The following is a 21,040-nucleotide window of genomic DNA, read 5'->3' as shown; positions in this document are numbered from 1 at the left end:
GATGATGAAATTTGCCTGCATCGGCGCAGGTCCCGTTCTTCGCGACACTGCTGAAGCGGAGCCGGCCCGGCGCCGAGGTCGTGGTCTTCGAACGCAACAGCCCCGACGACACGTTCGGCTTCGGAGTGGTCTTCTCCGACGCCACCCTCGACGCCATCGACGCCGCCGACCCCGTCCTCAGTGAGGCGCTGGAGAAGCACGGCAGGCACTGGGACGACATCGAGGTCCGCGTGCACGGTGCACGGGAACGCGTCGGCGGCATGGGCATGGCCGCTGTCGTACGCAAGACCCTGCTGAGCCTGTTGCAGGAGCGGGCACGCGCCGAGGGCGTTCGGATGCGCTTCCAGCACGAGATCCGTGATCCCGCCGAGCTGGACGACTTCGACCTGGTCGTGGTGTGCGACGGCGCCAACAGCCGCTTCCGCACCGTGTTCGCCGACGACTTCGGACCGACGGCGGACGTGGCGAGCGCGAAGTTCGTCTGGTTCGGCGCCTCGCACATGTTCGACGGGCTCACCTTCGTCCACCAGGATGGCCCGCACGGTGTCTTCGCCGCCCACGCCTATCCGATCAGCGACTCGCTGAGCACGTTCATCGTCGAGACCGACGCCGACTCCTGGGCCAGGGCCGGACTCGACACCTTCGATCCCTCGACACCGCCGGGCCCGAGCGACGAGAAGACCAAGGCCTACCTGGAGGACCTCTTCCGCGAGCAGATCGACGGGCACCCGCTGGTCGGCAACAACTCCCGCTGGGCCAACTTCGCCACCCGCAGGGCCAGTTCGTGGCGGCGTGGGAAGTGGGTGCTGCTGGGCGACGCGGCGCACACCGCGCACTTCTCCGTCGGGTCCGGCACCGAGATGGCAATGGAGGACGCCGTCGCGCTGGCCGGGGCCCTGGGGGAGTCACCGCACAGCGTGCCGGAGGCACTCGATGCCTACGAGGTGCGCCGCCGCCCCAAGGTCGAGAAGATCCAGAACTCCGCGCGGCCCAGCCTGTCGTGGTGGGAGCACTTCGGCCGCTACGTCCGCTCGTTCGACGATCCGACGCAGTTCGCCTTCCACTTCCTCACCCGCAGCATCCCGCGCGGCAAACTCGCCGTGCGCGACGCGGCGTACGTGGACCGCGTCGACGGATGGTGGCGTGAACGCCACGCGACACCGCCCCTGGAGACACCTTTCCGCGGCGGGACGTTCCGGATTCCCTCGCGCCGCGTGGCAGTCGGCGACGACCTCCTGACCGGGACGGACGGCACCGACATCCCGATGGTCCCCTTCGGCGGTCAGCCGTCCGGGGCGGGTGTGTGGATCGACGCCCCCGACAGGGAGGAGGGTCTGCCGCTCGCCCTCGACCAGGTGCGTGAGACGGCGGAATCGGGCGCCCCGCTCGTCGGCGTACGCGGTGGTACGACGCTGCCCCGCGTACTGGTGGCTGAGGAGGCCCGACTCGCGCACGGCCTGCCCGCGGCGGTCATCGGCGCGTACGACGACGACACCGCGACCACCCTCCTGCTGTCCGGCCGGGCCGACCTCGTCGGAGGCACCAAGTGACCGCCCTCGACCCGCTGTTCGCACCCCGAGCCATCATCGTTCTCGGCGCCTCCGCCACACCCGGAAGCTCGGTGCGGCGATGACCGACTCGCTCGCCTCGTTCCCCGGACCGGTACTGAAGGTCAACGGCGGCCGGCCGGATCCCGACCGGGGCTTCTTCCCGACCGTCGCCGAGGCCGCCGCGAGCCATGGCATCGCACCCGACCTGGTGGTGTCCTGTATCCCGGCCGCCGCCACTGCCGGGGCCATTCGCGACGCGGCGAACGCGGGAGCCCGCGCCGCCCTTGTGTGCGCCGGCGGTTTCGCCGAATCCGGCGACGATGGCGCGCTGCACCAACAGGCCCCGGCCGAAGTGGTGCGGGACACCGGAATCCGTGTCCTCGGGCCGAACACCTCGGGCTTCCTCGCCCCGTATCGACGGCTGACGGCCAGTTTCGTCCCGGGCGTGGCCGATCTGGAAGCGGGTCCGGTGGCGGTCGTGGCCGCCAGCGGCGGTGTGAACCACGCGCTGGCCTTCGCCCTTGCCGAGGCCGGCGTCGGTCTGCGCCTGGGGGTCGGGCTGGGCAACAGCCTGGACGTCACCCAGGCCGACGTCCTGCTGCACCTCGCCGAGGACGAGGGCGTACGGGCCGTCGCCCTGCAAATGGAGACCGCCGCGGAAGGACGCCGTCTCACCGAGGCCGTACGCCGCCTGACCGACCGGGTCCCCGTCGTGGCCCTGGTCGTCGGACGCAACGACATCGGCGACTTCGCTCGCTCCCACACCGGCGCCCTGGCCACCTCCGGCGCGTCACCAGGGCCGCGTTGCGGCAGGCCGGAGCCGTCCTCGTCGACGACGAACGCGACCTCGTCGACGCCGTCACCGCGCTCAGCCGCGTGCGGCTCCCCGCCCACCCAAGTCCGGGCGTCGGCTGGTGACCAGCCTCATGCGTCCTCGCGTACGTCCTGCCGCTGAGTTCTTCTCTGGGCGGACCAGGTTGAGCACGTAGAGCACCGGCCGGGCGGTCAGAGGAAACAGATCGGCGTCATCGGTGCGAGCCGCTGGCTGACCAGGGACTACACGTCGCCACCCGTCGTGCGCGTGGCGAACGGCGCCCGGAATCGGGGAGCGGTCGTCATTCCCCTTCGCAGACGCCCTCGACAGCGAACTTCTGGTACAGGTGCGGGTAGGCGACGGTGCCGGCAGGGTAGCCCTCCAGGTGCGAGGCGAACTCCGGCGTGCCGAGCGCCGCACGGAGGTGTTCGGTGGATTTCCAGACCGCGACGTTGGTGAACAGTCGGCTACCGCCGATGCCCCGGTACAGCTGCACCGAGAGAAGGCTCCCCGACTTCTTCATGTACTCCGCGTCGTCCGTCCAGGCGGCCACCACCTCGTCCTCCTTGCCTTCCGGAGCGACAAATGTGTTGATGATGGTGACCGGGCCGGTCTCCTCCTTCTGCTGGTCGTGGAAGTGGGTGGACTCGTCGAGGTGGCCGAACTTGAGCATGATTCCTCCATGGAATCGAGGGGGAAGAGGGTCTGCCGACCCACAGGGATCCAAGTGATCCGGGACCAGGAGACCGCCCGTCTGCGTGTTGGTGAGTCGTGATCAATGGGCGGTGCGCGGGAGGGGGTATGCCGATGACCGCCGCGTGGCCCCGCCGGTGGTGTGCGTTCAGGCGTGGTGCTTGCCGAGGAAGTCCGTGGTGAGCTGCAGCCACTCCTCGGTCCGCTCCAGCATCGGCAGGTGGCCGGTGGCGATTTCCGCGAGCTGGGCGCCGGGGATGGTCTCGGCGAGCTGACGGTGCAGGGCGGGGGAGGTCAGCCGGTCGTCGGTGGTCGAAACGACCAGGGTGGGGACCTTGATGCCGGCGAGGTCGTCCCGGACGTCGACCTGGCCGACGAGGTCGGTCTGCTCGGAGCTGCCGTCGGCCGAGCCGGCGGCGACGTAGCCGAGGGTCTGCCGCAGCTGCTCGGCCGGCATCGACTCCAGCGCCTGAGTGCCGAGGGCCATCATGAGCTGGAACTCGGCGAGCAGCTCGCGGTCGCCGGACGCGGCGATCTTGCTCCAGACCGAGGAGGCGAGAGCGAGCCGGTTGTCGCGGTGCGGGAAGGCGGCGGTCAGGACGAGCGCGGTGACGCGCTCGGGGTGGCGGGTGGCGGCGCGGATGGCGACCGGGCCGCCGAGGGAGTATCCCGACACGGCGAAGCGGTCGAGGCCCTCTGCGTCGGCGGCGGCGATGAGCTGGTCGGCGAGGTCGTCGACGGACAGCGGGGTGGTGGAGCGGGGGGTGTCGCCACTGCCGGGGTAGTCGATGCCGACGACGGTGTGGCGGGCGGCGAGCCCTTCCAGAACGGGGCCGTAGGTGCCGGCCAGGCTGCTGCCGGCGCCGTGGGCGAGGAGCAGGCCGGGGCCGGACCCGAGGCGAGTACGGGCGAACGTGGGCTCAAGCAGGTTGCGAGACGACATGGCCATCTACCTTTCACAGTCACCGACACGCAAGGAATCATCCAGTGCGTGTGATTGCTCTTCATTTGTATCACACGCGTCGTATGATTTAGACTGTGACGCCAATCACACTCCCCGTATGATTTGGCGGTAGGGTGGTGGTATGAACGAGCCTCCCCACCGTCGCCAGCCGACTCCGGGCAACCCGCGCGTGCAGCGCACCCGCAACCGCGTGCTGGCCGTCGCGCGCGAACTTCTGCCTCAGGTCGGACCGGCCGGGCTCACCTATGCCCTGCTGGCCGAGCGGGCAGAGGTCACCCGTCAGACCCTCTACCGGCACTGGCCCACCCGGGCCGCGCTGCTCTTCGACCTCGTCCTCGAAGGCCCCGACCTCGGCAACTATCCGGAACCGGGCAGCGACGTGGGCGCCGTGGCCACCGCCTGGCTGAAGAGCCTGCGTGCCGGGGTCGGCGTGCCGTCCGTGCGCACCGCGGCTCTGGCCGTCACCGCCCAGGCCGACCACGACCCCGACAGTGCCCGGGCACTCGTCCGCATCGGCGAAGACCGCTACGCCGGCTTCAACAGACTGCTGGAGCCTTCGGGCGTCCAGATCAGCGACGACGAGTTCACCCTGCTGTACGGACCCGTCCTCGCCCGGCTCTTCCTCGACCGCGGCCAGGTCACCGACGCCTTCATCGACGCCGTCGTGGCCCAGTGGATCACCACGCTGCAGCATGCCGACGCACCGCAGGACTCGAAGTAGTGGTCACCGAGAGCTCTTCACGGAGGAGAACCGGAACAGTCGCGTCCAAGTAGCGAATCCGGATCCCTGTCAACCCGTCATCGCCACCCCGCCGAGCGGTACCGCACATCCTGCAATGGCTGCCATTCAGCGCCCGTGCCCGCACGTGGAGGGCACTCAGTTACTTTTGGACGTGTTCGCCGACGTCGGTCGGCCGAGCCGATGGAGTCGACCACGGACCTGAACGTGGCCCGGCATGCGCACGAGGCTCTCAACGGCACGGGCGTCGAGGGGGCCTCGAACCTCGAGAACAGGCAGGACGACCTCCGCAATGTTGGATCGCCGCTTCACCAGCACCCGGCGGCACGGGAGGCCCTTGAAGTTGGAACAGGCCGGAGACCGCTGCAGGAAGTGGGCATCGATCTGGCGATTGGCTTCATGGAAGCTTCCTCCTTCGGGGCCCCGCCCGCTCGACGGGCGTCCGGCTGAAGCAGGCCGTGGTGGACGCACTACCCGCGACAGACGGCAGTAGGCACGGAGCGCTGCGCTCGACGACGAAGATTGGAACAGGTGGACGCCCCGGACAGCTGTTACGCGACGGTGTCGGACGCGGTCCGCTTCCGTTCCGCAGCCCAGGAGGCCAGCAGGCGTAGCCCGTCGTGGGACGGGGAACCGGGTTCGGCGTTCCACACGATGATGTGCTGGTCGGGGTCCGTGCCACACGTGAGCGTGTTCCAGTCGAGTGTCAGCTCGCCCACCACCGGGTGACGGAGCTTCTTGACGCCCTTGCCCCGCATCGCGACGTCATGCGCGGTCCACCACTGCCGGAACTGTGCGGCATGGGCGGAGAGCTCCTCGACCAGAACGGTGAGGCGCGGTTCGCCGGGGTAGCGCGCGCTCTTCATACGCAGCTGGGCGATGGCCGGCCGGGCGATCTCCTCCCAGTCGGCATACAGCTCGCGCATCCAGGGTTCGGTGAACAGCAGCCGGACAAACACGCGCTCCTGCTCCGGATAGTGCTCTGCATGGACCCGATCAGCAGCACCGTCCCGTGTCTGCGCCCACGTCGGATGGCGAAGTCGTCCACCCCGAGCACCGCGGTGAAGGAGGGCACGGGTCGGGCAGCGTCATCAGCACCTTGAGCGCAGCGCTCCAGGTGTCCTCGGAGTGGATCAGCCGCGCGCAGCCCTGGCGTTCATTGATCATCTATCGGCGGTCATGTGGTCCGGATGTCGTCCACCCGCTCGCCCTCCGCCTGGGACGGCTCGGTTCTGGGGACGTCCGGGTGCCGCTCCATTGCCGCACGCTCGGTCGGTTCATCGCGCTCGCCCTCGGCTTGGGAGGGCGTGTGCGAGTACAGCCAGCGGTCGTAATCCGAGGCTCCGGTCTTCATGGCGGCCTCCCTTGGTCGCTCATCTCCCATGCTCCTCCAGGGCCCGCCGCAGGGCCAGAGAGGCCAGCGCCGTTCGTCCGGTTCACTTCCGCTCTCGCGGAGAGCAGTGCAGTCGGGCCGACGGCGGCGCCGGTCCGCCTGGCGCTGCAGCGGTTCACCTCCGCTCACGCGGAGAGCAGGGTGGCAGCGGCCGCCCGGTGCTCGGGAGTCAGCTGTCCGCGATCGTCACTGGTTGTAGTGGAGCAGTCGGCCCGCAGCGAGTATCGGTGGCGGCCGATCGGCGCAGGCATGGCGACCGCGATCCGAGCGACAGAACCGGTGAGCTATGGGTTGGCGATGGTGTCGGCGGGGGCCAGGAACCGCAGGACGCATGCGGCGAAGGCGTCGGACTGGTCATGGTGAACCCGCCGATCGGCCCGGTGGCGCGCGTCTGCGGCGCCGTGTTGCGCGCCTCGACCCGGAGGTGACCTCGGGGGTCCAGTTCTAGGCGGACGACGACGTCCGCACCATGGGCGTGGCGGCGCACGTTCGTCAGTGCCTCCTGCACCACGCGGTGGACGGATGTCTCGACCTCGGGAGCCAGCCGGATCCCGCGCACCTCGGGCGCGACGTTCAGCGTCGCGTCGGTTCCGTTCTCGGCGAACGCGGAGACCAGGCGCTTCAGCTCGGCCGGCAGCTCACCCGGGCGGGTGGCCTGATGGTCGTTTTCGCGCAGCACTCGCACCAGGCGGTGCATGGAGTCCAGGGCCTCCCCTCAGGCTCGGGAGATGCCCTCCAGCAGGGGCTTGATCTGCTCCGGCGAGGTCTCCTGGATCACCAGCGCGGCGTCGGCGTGCACGATGATGCCGGTCACGTGGTGGGCGACGAAGTCGTGCAGGTCCCGGGCGAGTTCCATGCGCTCGCTCTGGCGTACGGAGGCCACGGCCCGGGCCCGGCGGGCGTCCAGCAGGCGCAGATAGCAACCGAGGCCCACGGCGGCGCCGACGGCGAAGGTCAGCAGGAAGGAGAAGGTGAGGACCTCGTAGTGCCCTGCGGGTCGTAGTAGGCCGCCAGGTCGAACAGCCACACCAGGACCAGGCCCACGCAGAGGGAGACCGTGATGGCACGCCGGACGGCCGTGGAGAGCGGGGTATCGGGTTCCATGCGACGCTCGACGCCGGCGGTATGCCGCCGCCCTACCGGGGGCCGGCCCCGTATGAACCGGAGGACCGCGCCTTCTTCTTCGGTCGGGACCGCCTGGTGGCGGAGCTGGTGGCACTGGTGACCGAGCGGCGGTTCGCGATTCTGTCCGGTGCCTCAGGGAGTGGGAAGTCCCCCTGCTGCGGGCGGGATTGGTCCCGGCGCTGCAGGAGACGGCGGGACGGCTTCGGCCTTCCGCCCTGGTCCGGCTGCTCACGCCGGGGGAGGGTCCCGCGGCCGCCTACGACCGCCTGCTGAAGCCGTGCCCTGACGAGCCTGAAATCTGGGTGGTGGTCGACCAGTTCGCGAGCCGGAAGTCCAGTCGTACTGCCGGGGCGGGGCGGGGCGGGAGGGGCCGGCGGTTCGCGGCCAGACGATTCTTCCGACGTCTGGTGAAGGGGACCCGCACGGTGCCGCGGGTGGTCGTCACGGACAAGCTCCGCTCCTACGGCGCCGCTCACTGGGAGGCCATGTCCTCGGTCGGACACCGCTCGTACAAGGGGCTGAACAACCGGGATGAGCAACGAACCCGGGGTTCTACCTGAAGTCCTGTACCAACGCCGCCTCGCTCCCGGCCACCGGCCAGGGCTCCACCGCCGTCTCGGCCACCCTGCCGTCCAACACCAGGTCACCCCGTACCTGAAGGTCGACGCCCCGGCCGGAGCCGTGATCGGTGTCCAGACCGACCACTACGACGACGGCCGGGGCCTGATGGGCATCGACCAGGCCACCGTCTTCAACGCCCGCGCCACCTACGTCTGCGCCGGTGGCGTCCAGGAGTTCGAGGCGCTGGGCTGGATGAGGGGCACCGCAGTGGGGTACACCATCCCGGCAGGCATGACCCATCCCTGGCATCCCCGCACCCGCCGCCGACTGCGCCCCTGCCAAGCAGGTGATCGTCTTGTTCCGCTCCCGCGGCGCCTTGTGCGAGGCTGAAGAAGAGGTCGTCGAACCGGGCCGCGTAGTCCTCCAACAGCCCCGGCGCGGGCGGACAGGGGCGGCGGCTGGTCATGGCGGACGTACCCAAGAGGGCCAGTCCGGCGGTTGGCTTCATGGAAGCTTCATGAGCTGAGTCGTACGTGCTTTATGAGGCGCCTGTTGTCTGGCGGTCATGCACGCACTCCTCGTCGCACCGGTGGACACCGCTGATCACCCTGCTGCGCGGCACCTGACTACGGCGATTCACACAGCGCTGTCCGGTTCCGTTGTGATCGGCGCGTTCCCTCGTCCGGAGTCGGCCGGACACGTGGACCCCGTCGGGCAGGCGGGCGGCGATGACGTGCTGCATGAAGGAACCGGCAGCCTGTTCACGACCTGGGTGGGGGCAGTGGCGGCGGGGCCGGCGGCGATGTTCGCGGGTCCGCTCCACAGGCGACTGCCGGTCGGCGCGGCTGCATCGGCGCCCTGGGGTTCCCACGCCTGAGCGCCGAATCGACCTGTTGGCCGCGACTGGCCCAGCCGAGGAGCGCGGCTTACCCGCTTGCACTCCCCGATCGGCCTGCACCGCGCGCTCGCACGCCCGTAGAGACACCGGATTCCATCGCGGCGGGGACCATCGCTGTCCTGCGCAGGCCCTGCCCGGCCTGGCGACGGCGCCGTGACGCACGCACATACGGCCTGACTCACACACATAAGGAAGAGGGGAACTTGAAATGAACCTGCGACGGAACATCTCGCGTCGAAGGATGATCGAAGGGGCATCGGCCGCGGCGCTTGTCACGGCGGCGGCCGCCACGGTGCCTGCTGCCATGGCCAGTCCGGAGACGGCATCGTCCGGCTCGGGCTTGCCGAAGGGCAACTGGCGTATCGACACCCACGCCCACTACTCGCCCGACGTGTACAACGACTACCTGCAGCGCTACGGCCTCCTCGGCGCCATTACCGGGGCGTACGGTCCGTGGTCGGTCGAGCGGCATGTGGCCTTCATGGACCAGTACCGGATCCAGGCCAGCGTCCTGTCGTTCGGCGACCTCCAGGTCACCGTCGGCCCGGTCGACGACCGGCGCGCCACCGCCCGGGCGGTCAACGACTACGCCCACAACCTCGTGCAGACCCGGGGTGACCGGTTCGGGATCTTCGCGGTCACCCCGATGCCCGACATCGACGGCACGGTCGCCGAGGTGGACCGCGCGCTCGGTGAACTGGATCTCGACGGTATCTGCCTGCTCACCAACTACAAGGGCACCTACCTCGGGGATCCCTCCTTCGCGCCTCTGTACGAGATCCTCAACGACCGCCATGCCTACGTCTATGTCCACCCGACGGGTCCGGAGAACAACCCGGCTCCCAAGCTGTGCTTCGGCCCCGACATCCCGGCCGGGAACAACGTCTTCGAGTACAACTTCGACGCGACCCGCGCGATGACGAGTCTGATCTACAACGGTGTCCTGCGGGACTACCCGAACATCCGCTGGCACTTCACCCACAGCGGCGGGGCACTGCCGTTCCTGGCCTTCCGGCTCGCGACCCGGCACTCGGCCTTCCCGCCGTTCAACGAGGTGCTGCCCGAAGGGCCCCTCAAGTACATGAAGCGGATGTTCTTCGACAACGCGCAGGCGTTCACCGCCGCGCAGTTGCAGCCGCTGTCGTCGCTGGTGCCCGACAGTCACATCATGTTCGGCAGCGACTGGCCGGCGACCCGCCATCTCTACGCGGCCGACAACGTCGAGACGATGCCCTTCCTCAAGGGCAGCCTGCCCAATCTCAAGGCAGGCGACCCCGAACCGACCGTCGACGAGATCTACAGCCGGCGCGAGCGAATCGCTCTCGAGCGGGACAACGCCCTCCACCAGTTCCCGAAGCTGAAGGCGCGTATACGCCGCGCCGGCTCGCGCTGAGCCGCGACCGCACGCCAAGCCCGCCGCCTGCTGCCTGCCGACGAGCCGCGGGCGGCGGGCGGCGCAAAGATCAGCGCCAGCCGACGGAGGGGCCACCGACGGAAATCGACGTCGCCCGGCCGCGTGAACACGGCCCGCAGGATGGGAAGTCGGTTCCTCATCTGCTCGGCGGCGGGGTCGGTGCCGGGACCAGCGTGGAGAAGGGGATCACGGTGCACCGGCCGGCTTGCCGCCGTACCCCGTTCCGCCTCGCCTTCCGCGTCTGCCTGTCCTGGCAGGTCGCCCGGCCCGCCGCCCGGCTGCTGCAGGAGATCGGTTCGGACGTCGTGCACACCCCGTCCCACTTCGCCGTCTGCGGACCGCCTCATGGAGCTTGCCCGGCGGCCCGGCGCCGGATGGGCGAGGCCGGCCCACAGATCGTCGCCGGCCACGACAGACACCGTACGCTGGCCGCAATCGAGGCCCGCTGCCTCCACGCCGCCGGTCACCCCGCGGCCATGACGACCCTCCGCCTCCCTCTTCCCACCCGGCGATGGAAAGCGAGCACGATGAGTACGCAGCGCGTTCTGGTCGTCGATGACGAGCCCAAGATCCGTATGACCGTGCGCGGTTACCTGGAGGCGGACGGGTTCCACGTCGTCGAAGCCGCGGACGGACCGTCCGCCCTGCAGGCGGTCACCCGTGACCGGCCGGACCTCGTGGTGCTCGATGTGATGCTCCCGGGGCTGGACGGATTCCAGGTCCTGCGCCGCATCCGGGAGGCGAGTCAGGTGCCGGTGATCATGCTCACCGCCCGCGACGAGGAGGTCGACCGGCTGATCGGCTTCACCACCGGCAGCGACGACTACGTCACCAAACCGTTCAGTCCCCGCGAACTGGCCCTGCGGGTGCGCGCCATCCTGCGGCGCATCGACAGCCGGTCCGAGGCGGACCACGAGGACGGCGTCCTGCGCTTCGACGGACTGACAGTCGATCACGTGACGCGGACCGTGCTGGTCGATGCCGACCGGATGGTGGAGATGTCCGCTCTCGACTTCGATCTGCTGTTCGCGATGGCCCGGGCCCCTGGGCGGGTCTTCACCCGGCGCGGCCTGCTGGCCCAGGTGTGGGGCGAGGACTTCTTCGGTGACGAGCGCGTCGTGGACGTGCACATCCGCACTCTGCGGCGTGCGCTGGGCGACGACGCGGGCGCGCCCCGGTTCGTAGGAACCGTCCGCACCATCGGCTACCGGTTCATCGGGCGCCCCGCCTAGCGGCCAGGAAGGACACCCACCCATGTCTGCCTCCCGCTTCCCGGCCTACCACCGGTCTCGTGCGCGGCTGCGCCGGATCATGGAGCGTCTGTCGTTCCGCAACCGGCTGGTGCTCTCGCACGTCATGGTGCTCCTCCTGGCACTGGCGGCCATGGCGGCGATCAGCGCGCTGATCGAGGTGTGGCTCGGTTTTGACGACATCGAAGGTGACGTGGTCCTGCGGGTCGGCCTCTTGTTCGGAGTGGCCGCGGCTTTCCCGGCGTCCGTCGCCCTGTCCCGGTTTCTGCTGCGCCCGCTCGACAGGGTGCGTTCCGCCACGCGCCGGCTCGCCGAGGGGCACTACGACGATGTCCTCGAACTTCCCAGCGAGCCGGGCCTGGCAGCGCTGGTCGAAGACGTCAATACGCTGGCGGCAGCCTTAGCCGACACCGAACGCCGCCGCGCCCGACTGATCTCCGAGGTCGCCCACGAGATGCGAACCCCCATCACCCTTCTACGCGCCCAGATCGAGGGCGTGGCCGACGGCATCTTCGTCCCCGACGAGGCGATGTTCGCTTCCCTCGCCGACGACCTGTACCGGCTGCAGCGCTTGGCGGGCGACCTCTCCAGCCTGTCCCGGTCGGAGGAGGGCGCCTTTGTTCTTCACGGCAGGGTCACCGATGTGGCCATGGTGGCTCGGGCCACAGCCGAGCGACTGCGCCCCCAGTACGACGCCCAGCTGGTGACCCTCGTCGTGGACGCGGACACACCCGTCGGCGCTTTCTGCGACCCGGACCGGATCACCCAGGTCCTGGTGAACCTGCTCGGCAACGCACTGGCCGCATCCGATCGGCATGGGCATGTGGCGCTGTCCGTGCACGTTGAACCGTCTCCCGTGCCCCATGTGATCGTCCGTATCGTGGATGACGGCATCGGCATCGCCGAACACAATCTTGAGCGCATCTTCCACCGCTTCGAACGCCTTGAGCGTCCCGGCCGACCCGCTGCCGCCGGCGGCAGCGGCATCGGCCTGGCCATCGCCCGGGGCATCGCCCGAGCCCATGGCGGAGACATCACCGCGGAATCCGCCGGCCTGGGCAAGGGCGCAACGTTCACCTTGCACCTACCGCAGGAACCCGCCCCAGGGGGCCGCGTGTCACCGGTCTCCCGCTGACCCATCGACCCATCGACCCATCGGCCCTGGAGCGGAGGTGATGAGCAGGTCGCGGTCGTGAAGGACGTCGAGGAAGTGCGCTCAGTGCGCGTCGCCGAGTTCGGAGACGGCGAGAGCGCGTGCGGCGGTCGCGGCGCGTGACAGGGGCAGCGTCCCGGTGATCGCTCGGTCCGCGGGTCCCGCACGGCCAGCAGGACCCACAGCGTGTGAGCGGGCGTCGGACGCCCCTCGGGCAGCGAGATGCCCTGAGTTCTTACGAGGATCACAGAGCGCGGGGCTCGGTGACGCCGTCGGCCAGGGCCCGCACCGGCACGTCGGCGCACGCCGACCGCGACCGGCCCGGCCAACTCCCTCCCGCCGACGCCAGGAGACGCGGCGCGGCCACCTCGGCGGTGGTGACGGCGGAGCCGGGCCCGCCCGGGCTTCATGGAAGCTTCATATGCCGAGTGGTAGGTGCTTTATCAGGCGGCTGTTCACTGGCGGGCATGCAGGCTTTCCTCGTCCCGCCATCGACCGCCGTTGGTCACCATGCTTTGCGGCACCTGACTACGGCGGTTCACGCCGTCCTGCCGGGTTTCGTCGTGCTCGGCGCGCTCCGTCATGTGGGTGGGCGGAGCACGTGGATCCCGTGGGGCGGACGCTGAGCGAGTACGCGCTGCCTGAAGAAACCCCCGGCCTGCGGCCCGTTCACGACCTGTGTGGCGGAAGCGGCGGCGGGGTCGCTCGCGGGGCTGCTCCGTATCCGACGGTCGGCCGTTCGCGAGGTCGCCCCGGCTGCGTCGAGCGTCCGGTGCCCCGGACTCGAGCCCAGTCGGGACCTGCTCGCTAACCCGACCCTGTCGTCCGACCCGGACACGGCGGAGCGGATCTCCGAGCTGATGCGAACCCGCCCCAAGGGCAAGTGACCAACCGTCAGACCGATCAGCTTTCTGGTCCACACCTGGTAGCCGCCTGGTCGAAGTTCTCTCGTACTCGGTCTCCCGGGGCGGGTGAGGTGCAGACGGCTGTATGTAGCCCCCGATGAACCGCGTAACGATCTGAAGGAACGTGAAAGTGGAACAGACCATGATGGCGGTCCGCCTGTTCGAACATGGCGGGCCCGAGGTGCTCAAGTACATCGAGGCACCGATTCCCGAGGTCGGCCCCGACGACATCTTGATGCGCGTGCACGCCACAGCCGTCAACAGCTGGGACCTCCGGTACCGCGCGGGCAACTTGCCGAAGCCTCTCCCGGGACGGCCCGGGTGGCCTCTGCCGTTCCAGCTCGGCCGGGACGCGGCCGGTGAGATCGTCGCCACCGGCGAGAACGTCACCAGGTGGCGCCCCGGTGACAGGGTGGTGCAGCTTCCGCACCCGCCGTGCCGCAACTGCGCCCTGTGCGTGCGCGGCCTCGAAAACCTGTGCATCGACACCGCCTACCCCGGACACCAGGTCTTCGGCGGATACGCCCAGTACGTCGTGCGTCGCCAGGACGCGATCCTGCCCATCCCGGAAGGCGTCGACTTCGAGACCGCCGCAGCCACCATGTGGACCTACACCACCCCACTCAACTGTGCGCGGCAAGCACCTGTCGGTCCCGGCGACACGGTGGTCATCACCGGCGCCAGCGGGGGGATGGCGATCGCCTGCGCACAACTGGCGAAGCTGAGCGGAGCCACCGTCATCGGCACCACCACCAAGCCGGACCACGACGAAGCGCTCAGGAAGCTCGGCTACGACCACATCGTGCGCTCCACGGATCCCCGACTGTCGGCACAGGTCAGGGAGCTGACGCACGGGCTGGGCGCGGACGCCGTCTGGGACTGTGTCGGCGGCAACGACTTCTTCCAGCTTTCCCTTTCCTGCATACGGCTCGGCGGTACGGTCATCGTCCTGGGTACACCGACCGACCAGGGATCCAGGCTCGAGCTGGACGCACTCGCGCTCATCGGCGGGCAGGTGAAGATCGCCAGCGTGCGTGGCGCGACCCTCCGGGACCAGCAACTGTGCCTGGAACTGCTGGCCGAAGGAAAGATCGAGCCGATCATCGACCGGGCCTATCCCCTGGCAGAGGCGGCTGAGGCCCATGCGTACCTGGAAAGCCATCGGCAGACCGGCAAAGTGATCCTCCTGCCGTGACCCGAGTCGATCGCTGACGTCAGCAGAAGGCGCGGTCGGGCGCGCCATCGAGGGAATGCGGCAGGATGCACGCTGCCGCCCCGCCGGTCAGACCCACGCCGTCGGCTCGCGCATCGAGGTCGAGTAGCACGAACTGGGCTCCTATGAGCGGCTGTTCACCGATGCCGACGGCGGTGAAGGCAAGGAGGTCGACGGAGACCTGGGCACCCCCACCACCCTCGGCGGTGCCCAGGTCTCCGTCGAGTCGCAAGCGAATGAAGCGGACAACAATCAGAAGATTGCCGAAGTGGGCCAGCCGGCCCTTTGTCCGGGTGCTGCGGCGGCGGGGCGGGCGCGCCCGGGGATCGGGGCGCGCTCTCACTGTGGCCGCTGGTCGAGATGTTCCGTCTTTCGTTTCCGGGCCCCTCACCCAGCACCGGTTGGTCGAAGGCATCCCGGCTCGAACTCCGGTCGCTTCATCCCTCCCCGGACGCCACCACACCCTGCCGGTCGAGCCGACGCCCGTACCCATCCCCACCGTCCCACGGGCCCCGTTCGTCGATGACACCTGAGACGTGCCCCGCCCCGACACGGTTCTCAGCAGGACGAACCGCCGACCTTTCCCCGCCCCTGTCCCGGCGGTTCCACTTGCCCACCGGCCTGAGGGCCGACCCCATGTCGGGGGAGGCGGACCCGAACACCAACGCCCCCGACGGGCCAGAATCATGTCGACCCCGCATCACGGCAACCTCGTCCGGAATTACCGGCGAGAGAATCGCGACCTTTGGAGGCGGGGTGGATACCGCCGCACGGCCGGGTCGCCAAGGCTGCCTCAGCCCGAACAGCAACTCGCCGGGTGGACCGCCGAACCCTGCAGCCGGATCCACTGGGCCGGAGGCTTGCGGGCACCGTCATTTCCGCGGAAACAGGCGCTGGGCGTTGGCTGTCGTCAGGGAGCGCCACGTGGTTCCCTCCAAGGGTGACTCGGCCGTGTCGATCGCCGCGATGTGGACGTCGGCCAGAGGGGGAGGCGTCCAGCAGTAGTCGCTGCCGAACAGTACGCGGTCCGGGTCGACGAGCTTCAGCAGTGCGGGAACCTGGCGGGGGAAGGCAGTTCCCGCCAGGTCGTAGTACAGGCCCCGTAGTTGCTGCACAGCGTCTGGGGAGGGCGAATTCTGCGAGGGCAGGAACAGCCCCATGAACTCGTTGACGCGGTCGGCCAGGACGGGAATCGCACCCCCGCAGTGCGGGACGATCACCCGCAGATTCGGATGACGTGTCAGGACGCCGGTCATCACCAGGTCGGTGACGGCGCGGGCCGTGTCGAAGATGTACTCGACCATCGGGCGTGGTCTGCCGAGCGCCGATTGTTCCCAGCACACCGGTGAGGTGGGATGCAGGAATACCACGGCCCGCCGGCGGTCGAGTTCCGCGAAGACAGGGTCGAGGCGCTGGTCGCCCAGGTACACACCGTGCGTGTGAGTCAGCAAGGCCACGCCGTCGGCGTCGAGTTCGGTGAAGGCGTAGGCGATCTCCTCCAGCGAGCGGTCCACGTCCGGCAGCGGAAGCGACACGAAGTTGCCGAAGCGGCCCGGGTGGTCCCGGGTCAGTTCGGCGGTGTACTCGTTGACGCGCCGGGCCAGGATGCGGGCAGCCGTGTCGTCGCCGAAGTGGACGCCGGGGGAGGACATGGACAGCATCGCGGTGTCGATGCCGTTGCGGTCCATCAGGTCGAGGTGCGTTTGGACGGACCACGACGGCCAGCCGCCCATGCCGTCGGGATGGGCGTGGCCCGCCGCTGTCGCCTGCTCGACGTAGAAGTCGGGAAGGAGGTGGGCATGGACGTCGATGAGGCCGGAGGACATGACCGAGGGGGGTCCTTTCGCGTCGGGCTTGGGGCGAGGGCGGGCTCGGCTCACTCCACCTGTTCGCGTCCGGCCAGCCGCACCTCTTCGTTGTCCAGGGAGGCCTGTAGGCGGCGCAGCACGGTGTCGTCGATGTGTCGTTCGTCGCGCAGGCGGACAACGGTCGCGCGCTTGTGGGCGATGAGGGCGAGGCGGAGGTCGGTGTAGTGGCGGTTGTGGAGCAGGGCGGGATCGCCGTCGGAGCCCGCGCCTCTGGCCTGCACGGTGGCCAGGTGGGCCTCGTATTCCTGGCGCAGCCACTCCGTGACCTTCGGGGTGGTGCCCAGTTCGTCGGCCAGGTGCGGGAGTTCCCGGAGGGCTTCCTCGGTCGCGGTGGTGTCGGCGAGGACCTCTTCTTCGTCGACGGAGGTGTCGTGCGGCAGCCGGGCCCAGCGCACCACGCGCGGCAGCAGCAGTCCCTGCACCACGAGGGTCACCACGATGACGCCGGAGGTGACGAAGACGATGAAGTCACGGTCGGGGAAGGGCGCACCCGAGTCGAGGACCTCCGGTACGGAGAGTGCGACGGCGAGCGACACCGCGCCCCTGAAGCCCGCGAACCCGCTGACCACGCGGGCCCGGTGACTCATTCTCAGTTCCCGCTGCCGGGGACGTCGGTCGATGGCGCGGATCAGGTAGGCGGAGGAGAACAGGAACGCGAACCGGACCGCGACCAGGACGACGCTGACCACTGCGATCGCGGCCAGGGCGTCCTGGAGATCGGACCGGTTCAGGTGACGCAGCGCGTACTGGAGTTCCACTCCGACCAGGACGAACAAGGTGCCGTTGATGATGAAGGTGAGCAGTGGCCAGAAGGCCAGGGCCTGACGCCGGTGCTCGGCACGGATGAGGCTCGGAGCCACCTGAGCCATGATCAACCCGCTCACGACGACCGCGAGGACACCGGAGGCATGGATGAACTCGGCGAGCAGAAAGGCGGTGAACGGCGCCAGGATCATCACGAGATTGCCCAGCAGGGGATCCTCCAGGCGGCGCCGCAGGTTCATGTTGACCCAGGCGACCGCTACGCCGACCGCGGCTCCTCCGCCGTAGGCCAGGAGGAACAGCGTGCCGACGTGCGGAAGGGTGAGGTGTTCCTCGCCGACGGTGATACCGACCGCCAGGCCGAAGATGACCAGGGCGGTGCCGTCGTTGACGAGGCTTTCCGCGCGCAGCACGGTGACCTGACGGCGCGGCAGGGAGCGGGCCAGGACCCCCACCGCTGTCGCGTCGGTGGGCGCCACGGCCGCGCCCAGTGCCCAGGCCGGTCCCCACGGCAGTCCGAGCGCGTGTCCGGCGACCGCGACGGCCCCTGCGGTGAGGATCACCAAGACCGTGCTGAGCAGGGCGATGCCGCGCAGGTTCGTGCGGATCTCCCGCATGGACGTGGTGAGGCTCTCCCAGTACAGCAACACGGGCAGGAAGAGCAGCAGCACCACTTCCGGGGGAAGCTGTGTCTGGCGCACGGCGGGGACCAGCCCGACAAGGGCACCCACGACCAGCAGCACCACGGGCGGTGCGACACCCAGGCGCTGCGCGACGTACTGGCCGACCAGCACGGCCACACCCAGGAGTACGACGAGTTCGAGACCGATCATGGGGCTTGCTCCTGAGCAGGGCGGGCCACAGGCGAGAGTCCAGTGGCCGCCACCGGGCGTGTGTTGCTCATCTGGGCACCAGCTTCAGCGTCGTCGGGCGTGCTGCCACCATGGGATCGACGTACGCGCCGCCGAATCGGCCGTACTTGGTGCGGTACGCGGTGTCGATACGGTCGTTGACCTCGGGGTCCGCCACCTCGGCGAAGACGACGTCCTTGTCGACGCCGCCGGATCGGATGTGCCCCTCGTGGTTCGCGCGTGCCGTGCGCCACCAGCCGCCGTCCGTACCCCGAAAGGAGCGGACATACAGGTCGTCACCGTCGCGGACGACCCAGATCGGCACCGGCTCGCGCAGGGTGCCGTTACGCCGGAGTGGTGCCATCTCCAACTCGTCGGCCCCGGCGATGCGGTCGAGCTCGTCGCTCGTCCATGTCGTCATCGGTGTTCTCCGATCTCCTGATGATCCCGTGAGGGCGCGAAGAAGCTCGTCACGGTCGTCGAACCGGCCCGCAGCAGGAAATTCGCCGCGGTGCCGGCAGAAATCTGTGGTCGGGGGTGGCGGTGGACCTGTGGTCAGGCGGGAGTAGTGGTGAGAGGCTCACCGAGGTAGGTCCGGGTGATGCCGAGCGAGTCCTCGAAGACGCGATAGTCGGTGATCAGGGCGTCGACCACGGTGAAACGTAGGATCATCTCGCTTTCTAGTACCTGCCCCGAGGGATGGAACCGGGAGCAGTACCGGCCGGGTGCCAGGACCCGTCCGTCGGCCTCCGCCATGGTCCGCAGTTCGAATGAGAGCGGCTCGACGGCGGCGAAGAACGCGGTGAGGGACTGCCGGATCTCCTCCGGCCCGATGCGATGCCCGGCCCAGGGCGTCAGCGCCGGGTCGCCCGGTATCGTCCACGTCGCGTCGGGAGCGAAGTGGACGAGGATCCGCTCCATGTCGCGTGTGCCGAGGGCGTCGAAGTACGCCTCGACAGTGGTGATCGCTTCGCTGGCCATGACTGTCGGTCCGTTCTGACGGGTGGCGGCGACGGGAGCCGCCGCTGGTCGGTGCCGGCGGTCGGTGGGCACGGTTGAGCCTGCGCCCACCGACCGTCAGGACTTCACGTCAGGGACGCAGCAGCGCCTTGATGGCGCGGCGCTCGTCCATGGCCTTGTAGCCCTCGGCGGCCTCGTCCAGGGGCAGGGTGAGGTCGAAGACCTTGCCCGGGTCGATACGGCCGCTGAAGACGCGGTCGATGAGGTCGGGAAGGTAGGCGCGTACGGGGGCGGGGCCACCGCGCAGACCGACGTGGGAGAAGAAGAGCTCCTGGCCCTCGATCTGCAGGCCGTGAGGGAAGCCGACGAAGCCGACGTTGCCACCGGGGCGCGCGGACTGCAGGGCCTGATGCATCGACTCCTGGGTGCCGACGCATTCGAGGACCGAGTCGGCGCCGATGCCGTTCGTCAGTTCCTTCACACGGGCGACGCCTTCCTCGCCGCGCTCGGTGACGATGTCGGTGGCGCCGAACTCCAGGGCCAGCTTCTGCCGGGACTCGTGCCGGCTCATGGCGATGATGCGCTCGGCGCCCAGTTCCTTCGCGGCGATGACGCCGGACAGGCCCACCGCCCCGTCACCGACGACCACGGCGGTCGAACCGGGCTTGACCTCGGCAGCCTTGGCGGCGTACCACCCGGTGCCCATGACGTCGGACAGAGCCAGCAGGTTCGGGATCAGCTCCTCGGCCGGCTCTTCCGGGGTGGTGACCAGGGTGCCGTCGGCGAGAGGAATGCGGACGTACTGGGCCTGGGCGCCGTTCACCCACTGCGCGTGCTGGCAGGAGGTCTGGTAGCCGAACTGGCAGATCGGGCAGGTGTTGTCGGAGGCGACGAAGGAGCCGATGACGAACTGGCCGGGCCTGACGGTCGAGACGTCGCTGCCGACTTCCTCGACGATGCCGACGTACTCGTGGCCGATCGGCTGCGGACCGGCGACCGGCAAGACGCCCCGGTAGCTCCACAGATCGGAGCCGCACACGCAGGCGGCGACGGTGCGGATGACCGCGTCCGTCGGTGCCGTGATCTTCGGCTCGGGAGCGTTCTCCACCCGGATGTCACCGGGCGCGTGGATGATGGTTGCTCGCATGGTGCCTTCTCAGCTCTTGTCGTGGTGTCAGGGGCGGGTACGCGCACTGACGCGCCGGCCGTTGTAGTCGTCGTCCGAGACGTGTTCGAGCCAGGTGGCGTCGTCCGTCTCCCGCCGGGCGAGATGGGTCATGAACTGGTGGGCGCGGCACCGTGCCAGTGCTCCTCACCCGGGGGTGAGTGGATGACGTCGCCGGGAGTGAACCGGACTTTGTTGGCCCGCATTCGGGAGGGTTCCTCACCGCGGTGGATCACGTCGGCGTAGGCGTCGCCGGTGAACCACTCGGCAGGAAGCTTCATGGGGGGAGGCTGCTTCAGCAGTTCCATGGGGTGTCGTCCCTCTGTGGTGCCGACGCCGGGCCGTGCGGCGGCGGTGTGTGGGGGAGAGCCCGCGATGTGGGGTGCGTGCGGGCGGAGGAGCATCAGCTGGACTGGTCGGACTTCGCCACGATGTCCTTGAGCTGGGTCATCGCGGTCATGGCGTTGGGCCATCCGGCGTAGAAGGCCAGATGGGTGATGGCCTCGACCAGTTCGTCCTTGGTCACGCCGTTCTCCAGCGCCTTGCCGAGGTGGAAGCCGAGCTGGTCTGTTCGGTACAGGGCTGCGAGAGCGGTGACGGTGATCAGACTGCGGTCGCGCGGAGACAGCCCCGGCCGCTCCCAGATGTCACCGAACAGCACAGTGTCGGTCACCTCCGCGAGCTTGGGGGCGAACTCCTGGATGGCAGGCGGCGCGAACTTCTTCCGTTCGGACATGGGGTGGTGCTCCTTGCGTGTAGGAG

The 21,040-nt window shown here is 69.2% G+C and carries 23 protein-coding genes and 2 pseudogenes; 9 read left to right on the top strand and 16 right to left on the bottom strand.

From position 1 onward, the window contains the following. Positions 1-11: 11 nt before the first annotated feature. Together OG858_RS01585 and OG858_RS01580 are read left to right on the top strand one after the other, a co-directional pair. Positions 12-1,550 (top strand): FAD-dependent monooxygenase, encoded by a 1,539-nt coding sequence (locus OG858_RS01585; RefSeq protein ID WP_328545215.1) that lies wholly within the window; start codon positions 12-14, stop codon positions 1,548-1,550. Between the two features lie 79 nt (positions 1,551-1,629). Beyond that, the gene (locus OG858_RS01580; RefSeq protein ID WP_328545216.1) at positions 1,630-2,505 is read left to right on the top strand and encodes a CoA-binding protein; all 876 of its coding nucleotides are present in this window, start codon (positions 1,630-1,632) and stop codon (positions 2,503-2,505) included. A 160-nt stretch (positions 2,506-2,665) separates the two neighbouring features. Here OG858_RS01580 and OG858_RS01575 read toward each other — a convergent pair whose 3' ends face one another. Both OG858_RS01575 and OG858_RS01570 read right to left on the bottom strand, forming a co-directional pair. Next, positions 2,666-3,037 carry an antibiotic biosynthesis monooxygenase family protein gene (locus OG858_RS01575; protein WP_086748252.1) on the bottom strand — a complete coding sequence of 124 codons (372 nt, stop codon included), beginning with the start codon at positions 3,035-3,037 and terminating at the stop codon, positions 2,666-2,668. Between the two features lie 168 nt (positions 3,038-3,205). Then, complete coding sequence (locus tag OG858_RS01570) at positions 3,206-4,000, bottom strand: alpha/beta fold hydrolase (protein ID WP_328545217.1); 795 nt, start codon at positions 3,998-4,000, stop codon at positions 3,206-3,208. 142 nt (positions 4,001-4,142) lie between these two features. On the opposite strand from OG858_RS01570, the gene OG858_RS01565 reads away from it, so the two are divergent. Further along, a complete protein-coding gene (locus OG858_RS01565) occupies positions 4,143-4,742 on the top strand; it encodes a TetR/AcrR family transcriptional regulator (RefSeq protein WP_086752833.1) in 600 nt (199 codons plus the stop codon). Between the two features lie 569 nt (positions 4,743-5,311). Here the strand turns inward: OG858_RS01565 and OG858_RS01560 are convergent. The 4 genes from OG858_RS01560 to OG858_RS01545 form a co-directional block, all read right to left on the bottom strand. Then, positions 5,312-5,719: an MmyB family transcriptional regulator gene (locus tag OG858_RS01560; protein WP_408059369.1), complete on the bottom strand. Its 408-nt coding sequence runs from the start codon at positions 5,717-5,719 to the stop codon at positions 5,312-5,314. A gap of 218 nt (positions 5,720-5,937) precedes the next feature. After that, a complete protein-coding gene (locus OG858_RS01555; RefSeq protein WP_179201397.1) occupies positions 5,938-6,114 on the bottom strand; it encodes a hypothetical protein in 177 nt (58 codons plus the stop codon). Positions 6,115-6,322: 208 nt separating this feature from the next. After that, positions 6,323-6,850, bottom strand: coding sequence for a sensor histidine kinase (locus OG858_RS01550; protein ID WP_328545218.1), 528 nt, complete (start codon positions 6,848-6,850; stop codon positions 6,323-6,325). A gap of 18 nt (positions 6,851-6,868) precedes the next feature. Further along, on the bottom strand, positions 6,869-7,180 hold the full coding sequence (locus OG858_RS01545) for a histidine kinase dimerization/phosphoacceptor domain-containing protein (RefSeq protein WP_328545219.1): 312 nt from the start codon (positions 7,178-7,180) through the stop codon (positions 6,869-6,871). Positions 7,181-7,278: 98 nt separating this feature from the next. On the opposite strand from OG858_RS01545, the gene OG858_RS01540 reads away from it, so the two are divergent. Together OG858_RS01540 and OG858_RS01535 are read left to right on the top strand one after the other, a co-directional pair. Continuing rightward, positions 7,279-7,551 (top strand): nSTAND1 domain-containing NTPase, encoded by a 273-nt coding sequence (locus OG858_RS01540; RefSeq protein ID WP_327723154.1) that lies wholly within the window; start codon positions 7,279-7,281, stop codon positions 7,549-7,551. Between the two features lie 92 nt (positions 7,552-7,643). Further along, a pseudogene (locus OG858_RS01535) lies at positions 7,644-7,814 on the top strand (IS6 family transposase); the annotation flags it as partial. Between the two features lie 322 nt (positions 7,815-8,136). On the opposite strand, the pseudogene OG858_RS48495 reads toward OG858_RS01535, so the two are convergent. Continuing rightward, positions 8,137-8,305 (bottom strand): annotated as a pseudogene (locus OG858_RS48495) (IS701 family transposase); the annotation flags it as partial. Between the two features lie 736 nt (positions 8,306-9,041). On the opposite strand from OG858_RS48495, the gene OG858_RS01525 reads away from it, so the two are divergent. From OG858_RS01525 to OG858_RS01515, 3 genes are all read left to right on the top strand, one after another. Next, complete coding sequence (locus tag OG858_RS01525) at positions 9,042-10,130, top strand: amidohydrolase family protein (RefSeq protein WP_319266186.1); 1,089 nt, start codon at positions 9,042-9,044, stop codon at positions 10,128-10,130. Positions 10,131-10,342: 212 nt separating this feature from the next. Next, positions 10,343-11,383, top strand: a complete 1,041-nt coding sequence (locus OG858_RS01520; protein WP_319266184.1) for a response regulator transcription factor — start codon at positions 10,343-10,345, stop codon at positions 11,381-11,383. Between the two features lie 22 nt (positions 11,384-11,405). Beyond that, positions 11,406-12,536, top strand: coding sequence for a sensor histidine kinase (locus OG858_RS01515; RefSeq protein WP_328545220.1), 1,131 nt, complete (start codon positions 11,406-11,408; stop codon positions 12,534-12,536). A 473-nt stretch (positions 12,537-13,009) separates the two neighbouring features. On the opposite strand, the gene OG858_RS01510 is transcribed toward OG858_RS01515, so the two are convergent. Next, a complete protein-coding gene (locus tag OG858_RS01510; RefSeq protein WP_319318067.1) occupies positions 13,010-13,138 on the bottom strand; it encodes a hypothetical protein in 129 nt (42 codons plus the stop codon). 451 nt (positions 13,139-13,589) lie between these two features. Here OG858_RS01510 and OG858_RS01505 point away from each other — a divergent pair, with 451 nt between their 5' ends. Further along, positions 13,590-14,654 carry a quinone oxidoreductase family protein gene (locus OG858_RS01505; protein WP_328545221.1) on the top strand — a complete coding sequence of 355 codons (1,065 nt, stop codon included), beginning with the start codon at positions 13,590-13,592 and terminating at the stop codon, positions 14,652-14,654. Positions 14,655-14,673: 19 nt separating this feature from the next. On the opposite strand, the gene OG858_RS01500 is transcribed toward OG858_RS01505, so the two are convergent. The 8 genes from OG858_RS01500 to OG858_RS01465 form a co-directional block, all read right to left on the bottom strand. After that, positions 14,674-14,904, bottom strand: coding sequence for a hypothetical protein (locus OG858_RS01500; RefSeq protein ID WP_327723153.1), 231 nt, complete (start codon positions 14,902-14,904; stop codon positions 14,674-14,676). 640 nt (positions 14,905-15,544) lie between these two features. Beyond that, positions 15,545-16,498, bottom strand: a complete 954-nt coding sequence (locus OG858_RS01495; RefSeq protein ID WP_328545222.1) for an amidohydrolase family protein — start codon at positions 16,496-16,498, stop codon at positions 15,545-15,547. 50 nt (positions 16,499-16,548) lie between these two features. Beyond that, positions 16,549-18,135: a Na+/H+ antiporter gene (locus OG858_RS01490; RefSeq protein WP_327723152.1), complete on the bottom strand. Its 1,587-nt coding sequence runs from the start codon at positions 18,133-18,135 to the stop codon at positions 16,549-16,551. 67 nt (positions 18,136-18,202) lie between these two features. Continuing rightward, complete coding sequence (locus OG858_RS01485; protein WP_086750296.1) at positions 18,203-18,574, bottom strand: DUF2255 family protein; 372 nt, start codon at positions 18,572-18,574, stop codon at positions 18,203-18,205. Between the two features lie 134 nt (positions 18,575-18,708). Next, positions 18,709-19,134: a nuclear transport factor 2 family protein gene (locus OG858_RS01480; RefSeq protein ID WP_086750295.1), complete on the bottom strand. Its 426-nt coding sequence runs from the start codon at positions 19,132-19,134 to the stop codon at positions 18,709-18,711. Between the two features lie 109 nt (positions 19,135-19,243). Beyond that, positions 19,244-20,260 (bottom strand): zinc-dependent alcohol dehydrogenase family protein, encoded by a 1,017-nt coding sequence (locus tag OG858_RS01475; RefSeq protein ID WP_319266178.1) that lies wholly within the window; start codon positions 20,258-20,260, stop codon positions 19,244-19,246. A gap of 128 nt (positions 20,261-20,388) precedes the next feature. After that, positions 20,389-20,559 carry a cupin domain-containing protein gene (locus OG858_RS01470; RefSeq protein WP_306300405.1) on the bottom strand — a complete coding sequence of 57 codons (171 nt, stop codon included), beginning with the start codon at positions 20,557-20,559 and terminating at the stop codon, positions 20,389-20,391. Between the two features lie 122 nt (positions 20,560-20,681). After that, positions 20,682-21,014: a carboxymuconolactone decarboxylase family protein gene (locus OG858_RS01465; RefSeq protein ID WP_327723150.1), complete on the bottom strand. Its 333-nt coding sequence runs from the start codon at positions 21,012-21,014 to the stop codon at positions 20,682-20,684. Positions 21,015-21,040: the final 26 nt, after the last annotated feature.

It is taken from the genome of Streptomyces europaeiscabiei, from assembly GCF_036346855.1.
GTDB lineage: Bacteria > Actinomycetota > Actinomycetes > Streptomycetales > Streptomycetaceae > Streptomyces > Streptomyces europaeiscabiei.
Note: the sequence above shows the minus strand (reverse complement) of the source record. Positions and strands in the feature narration are given on the sequence as shown.

Coding starts and splice junctions, on each gene's coding strand:
- OG858_RS01540 (WP_327723154.1), top strand. CDS start 7,279: ATGCCGCCGCCCTACCGGGGGCCGGCCCCGTATGAACCGGAGGACCGC.
- OG858_RS01470 (WP_306300405.1), bottom strand. CDS start 20,559: ATGAAGCTTCCTGCCGAGTGGTTCACCGGCGACGCCTACGCCGACGTG.
- OG858_RS01485 (WP_086750296.1), bottom strand. CDS start 18,574: ATGACGACATGGACGAGCGACGAGCTCGACCGCATCGCCGGGGCCGAC.
- OG858_RS01580 (WP_328545216.1), top strand. CDS start 1,630: ATGACCGACTCGCTCGCCTCGTTCCCCGGACCGGTACTGAAGGTCAAC.
- OG858_RS01525 (WP_319266186.1), top strand. CDS start 9,042: ATGGCCAGTCCGGAGACGGCATCGTCCGGCTCGGGCTTGCCGAAGGGC.
- OG858_RS01555 (WP_179201397.1), bottom strand. CDS start 6,114: ATGAAGACCGGAGCCTCGGATTACGACCGCTGGCTGTACTCGCACACG.
- OG858_RS01570 (WP_328545217.1), bottom strand. CDS start 4,000: ATGTCGTCTCGCAACCTGCTTGAGCCCACGTTCGCCCGTACTCGCCTC.
- OG858_RS01465 (WP_327723150.1), bottom strand. CDS start 21,014: ATGTCCGAACGGAAGAAGTTCGCGCCGCCTGCCATCCAGGAGTTCGCC.
- OG858_RS01510 (WP_319318067.1), bottom strand. CDS start 13,138: ATGACGGAGCGCGCCGAGCACGACGAAACCCGGCAGGACGGCGTGAAC.
- OG858_RS01495 (WP_328545222.1), bottom strand. CDS start 16,498: ATGTCCTCCGGCCTCATCGACGTCCATGCCCACCTCCTTCCCGACTTC.
- OG858_RS01490 (WP_327723152.1), bottom strand. CDS start 18,135: ATGATCGGTCTCGAACTCGTCGTACTCCTGGGTGTGGCCGTGCTGGTC.
- OG858_RS01550 (WP_328545218.1), bottom strand. CDS start 6,850: ATGCACCGCCTGGTGCGAGTGCTGCGCGAAAACGACCATCAGGCCACC.
- OG858_RS01565 (WP_086752833.1), top strand. CDS start 4,143: ATGAACGAGCCTCCCCACCGTCGCCAGCCGACTCCGGGCAACCCGCGC.
- OG858_RS01575 (WP_086748252.1), bottom strand. CDS start 3,037: ATGCTCAAGTTCGGCCACCTCGACGAGTCCACCCACTTCCACGACCAG.
- OG858_RS01480 (WP_086750295.1), bottom strand. CDS start 19,134: ATGGCCAGCGAAGCGATCACCACTGTCGAGGCGTACTTCGACGCCCTC.
- OG858_RS01515 (WP_328545220.1), top strand. CDS start 11,406: ATGTCTGCCTCCCGCTTCCCGGCCTACCACCGGTCTCGTGCGCGGCTG.
- OG858_RS01475 (WP_319266178.1), bottom strand. CDS start 20,260: ATGCGAGCAACCATCATCCACGCGCCCGGTGACATCCGGGTGGAGAAC.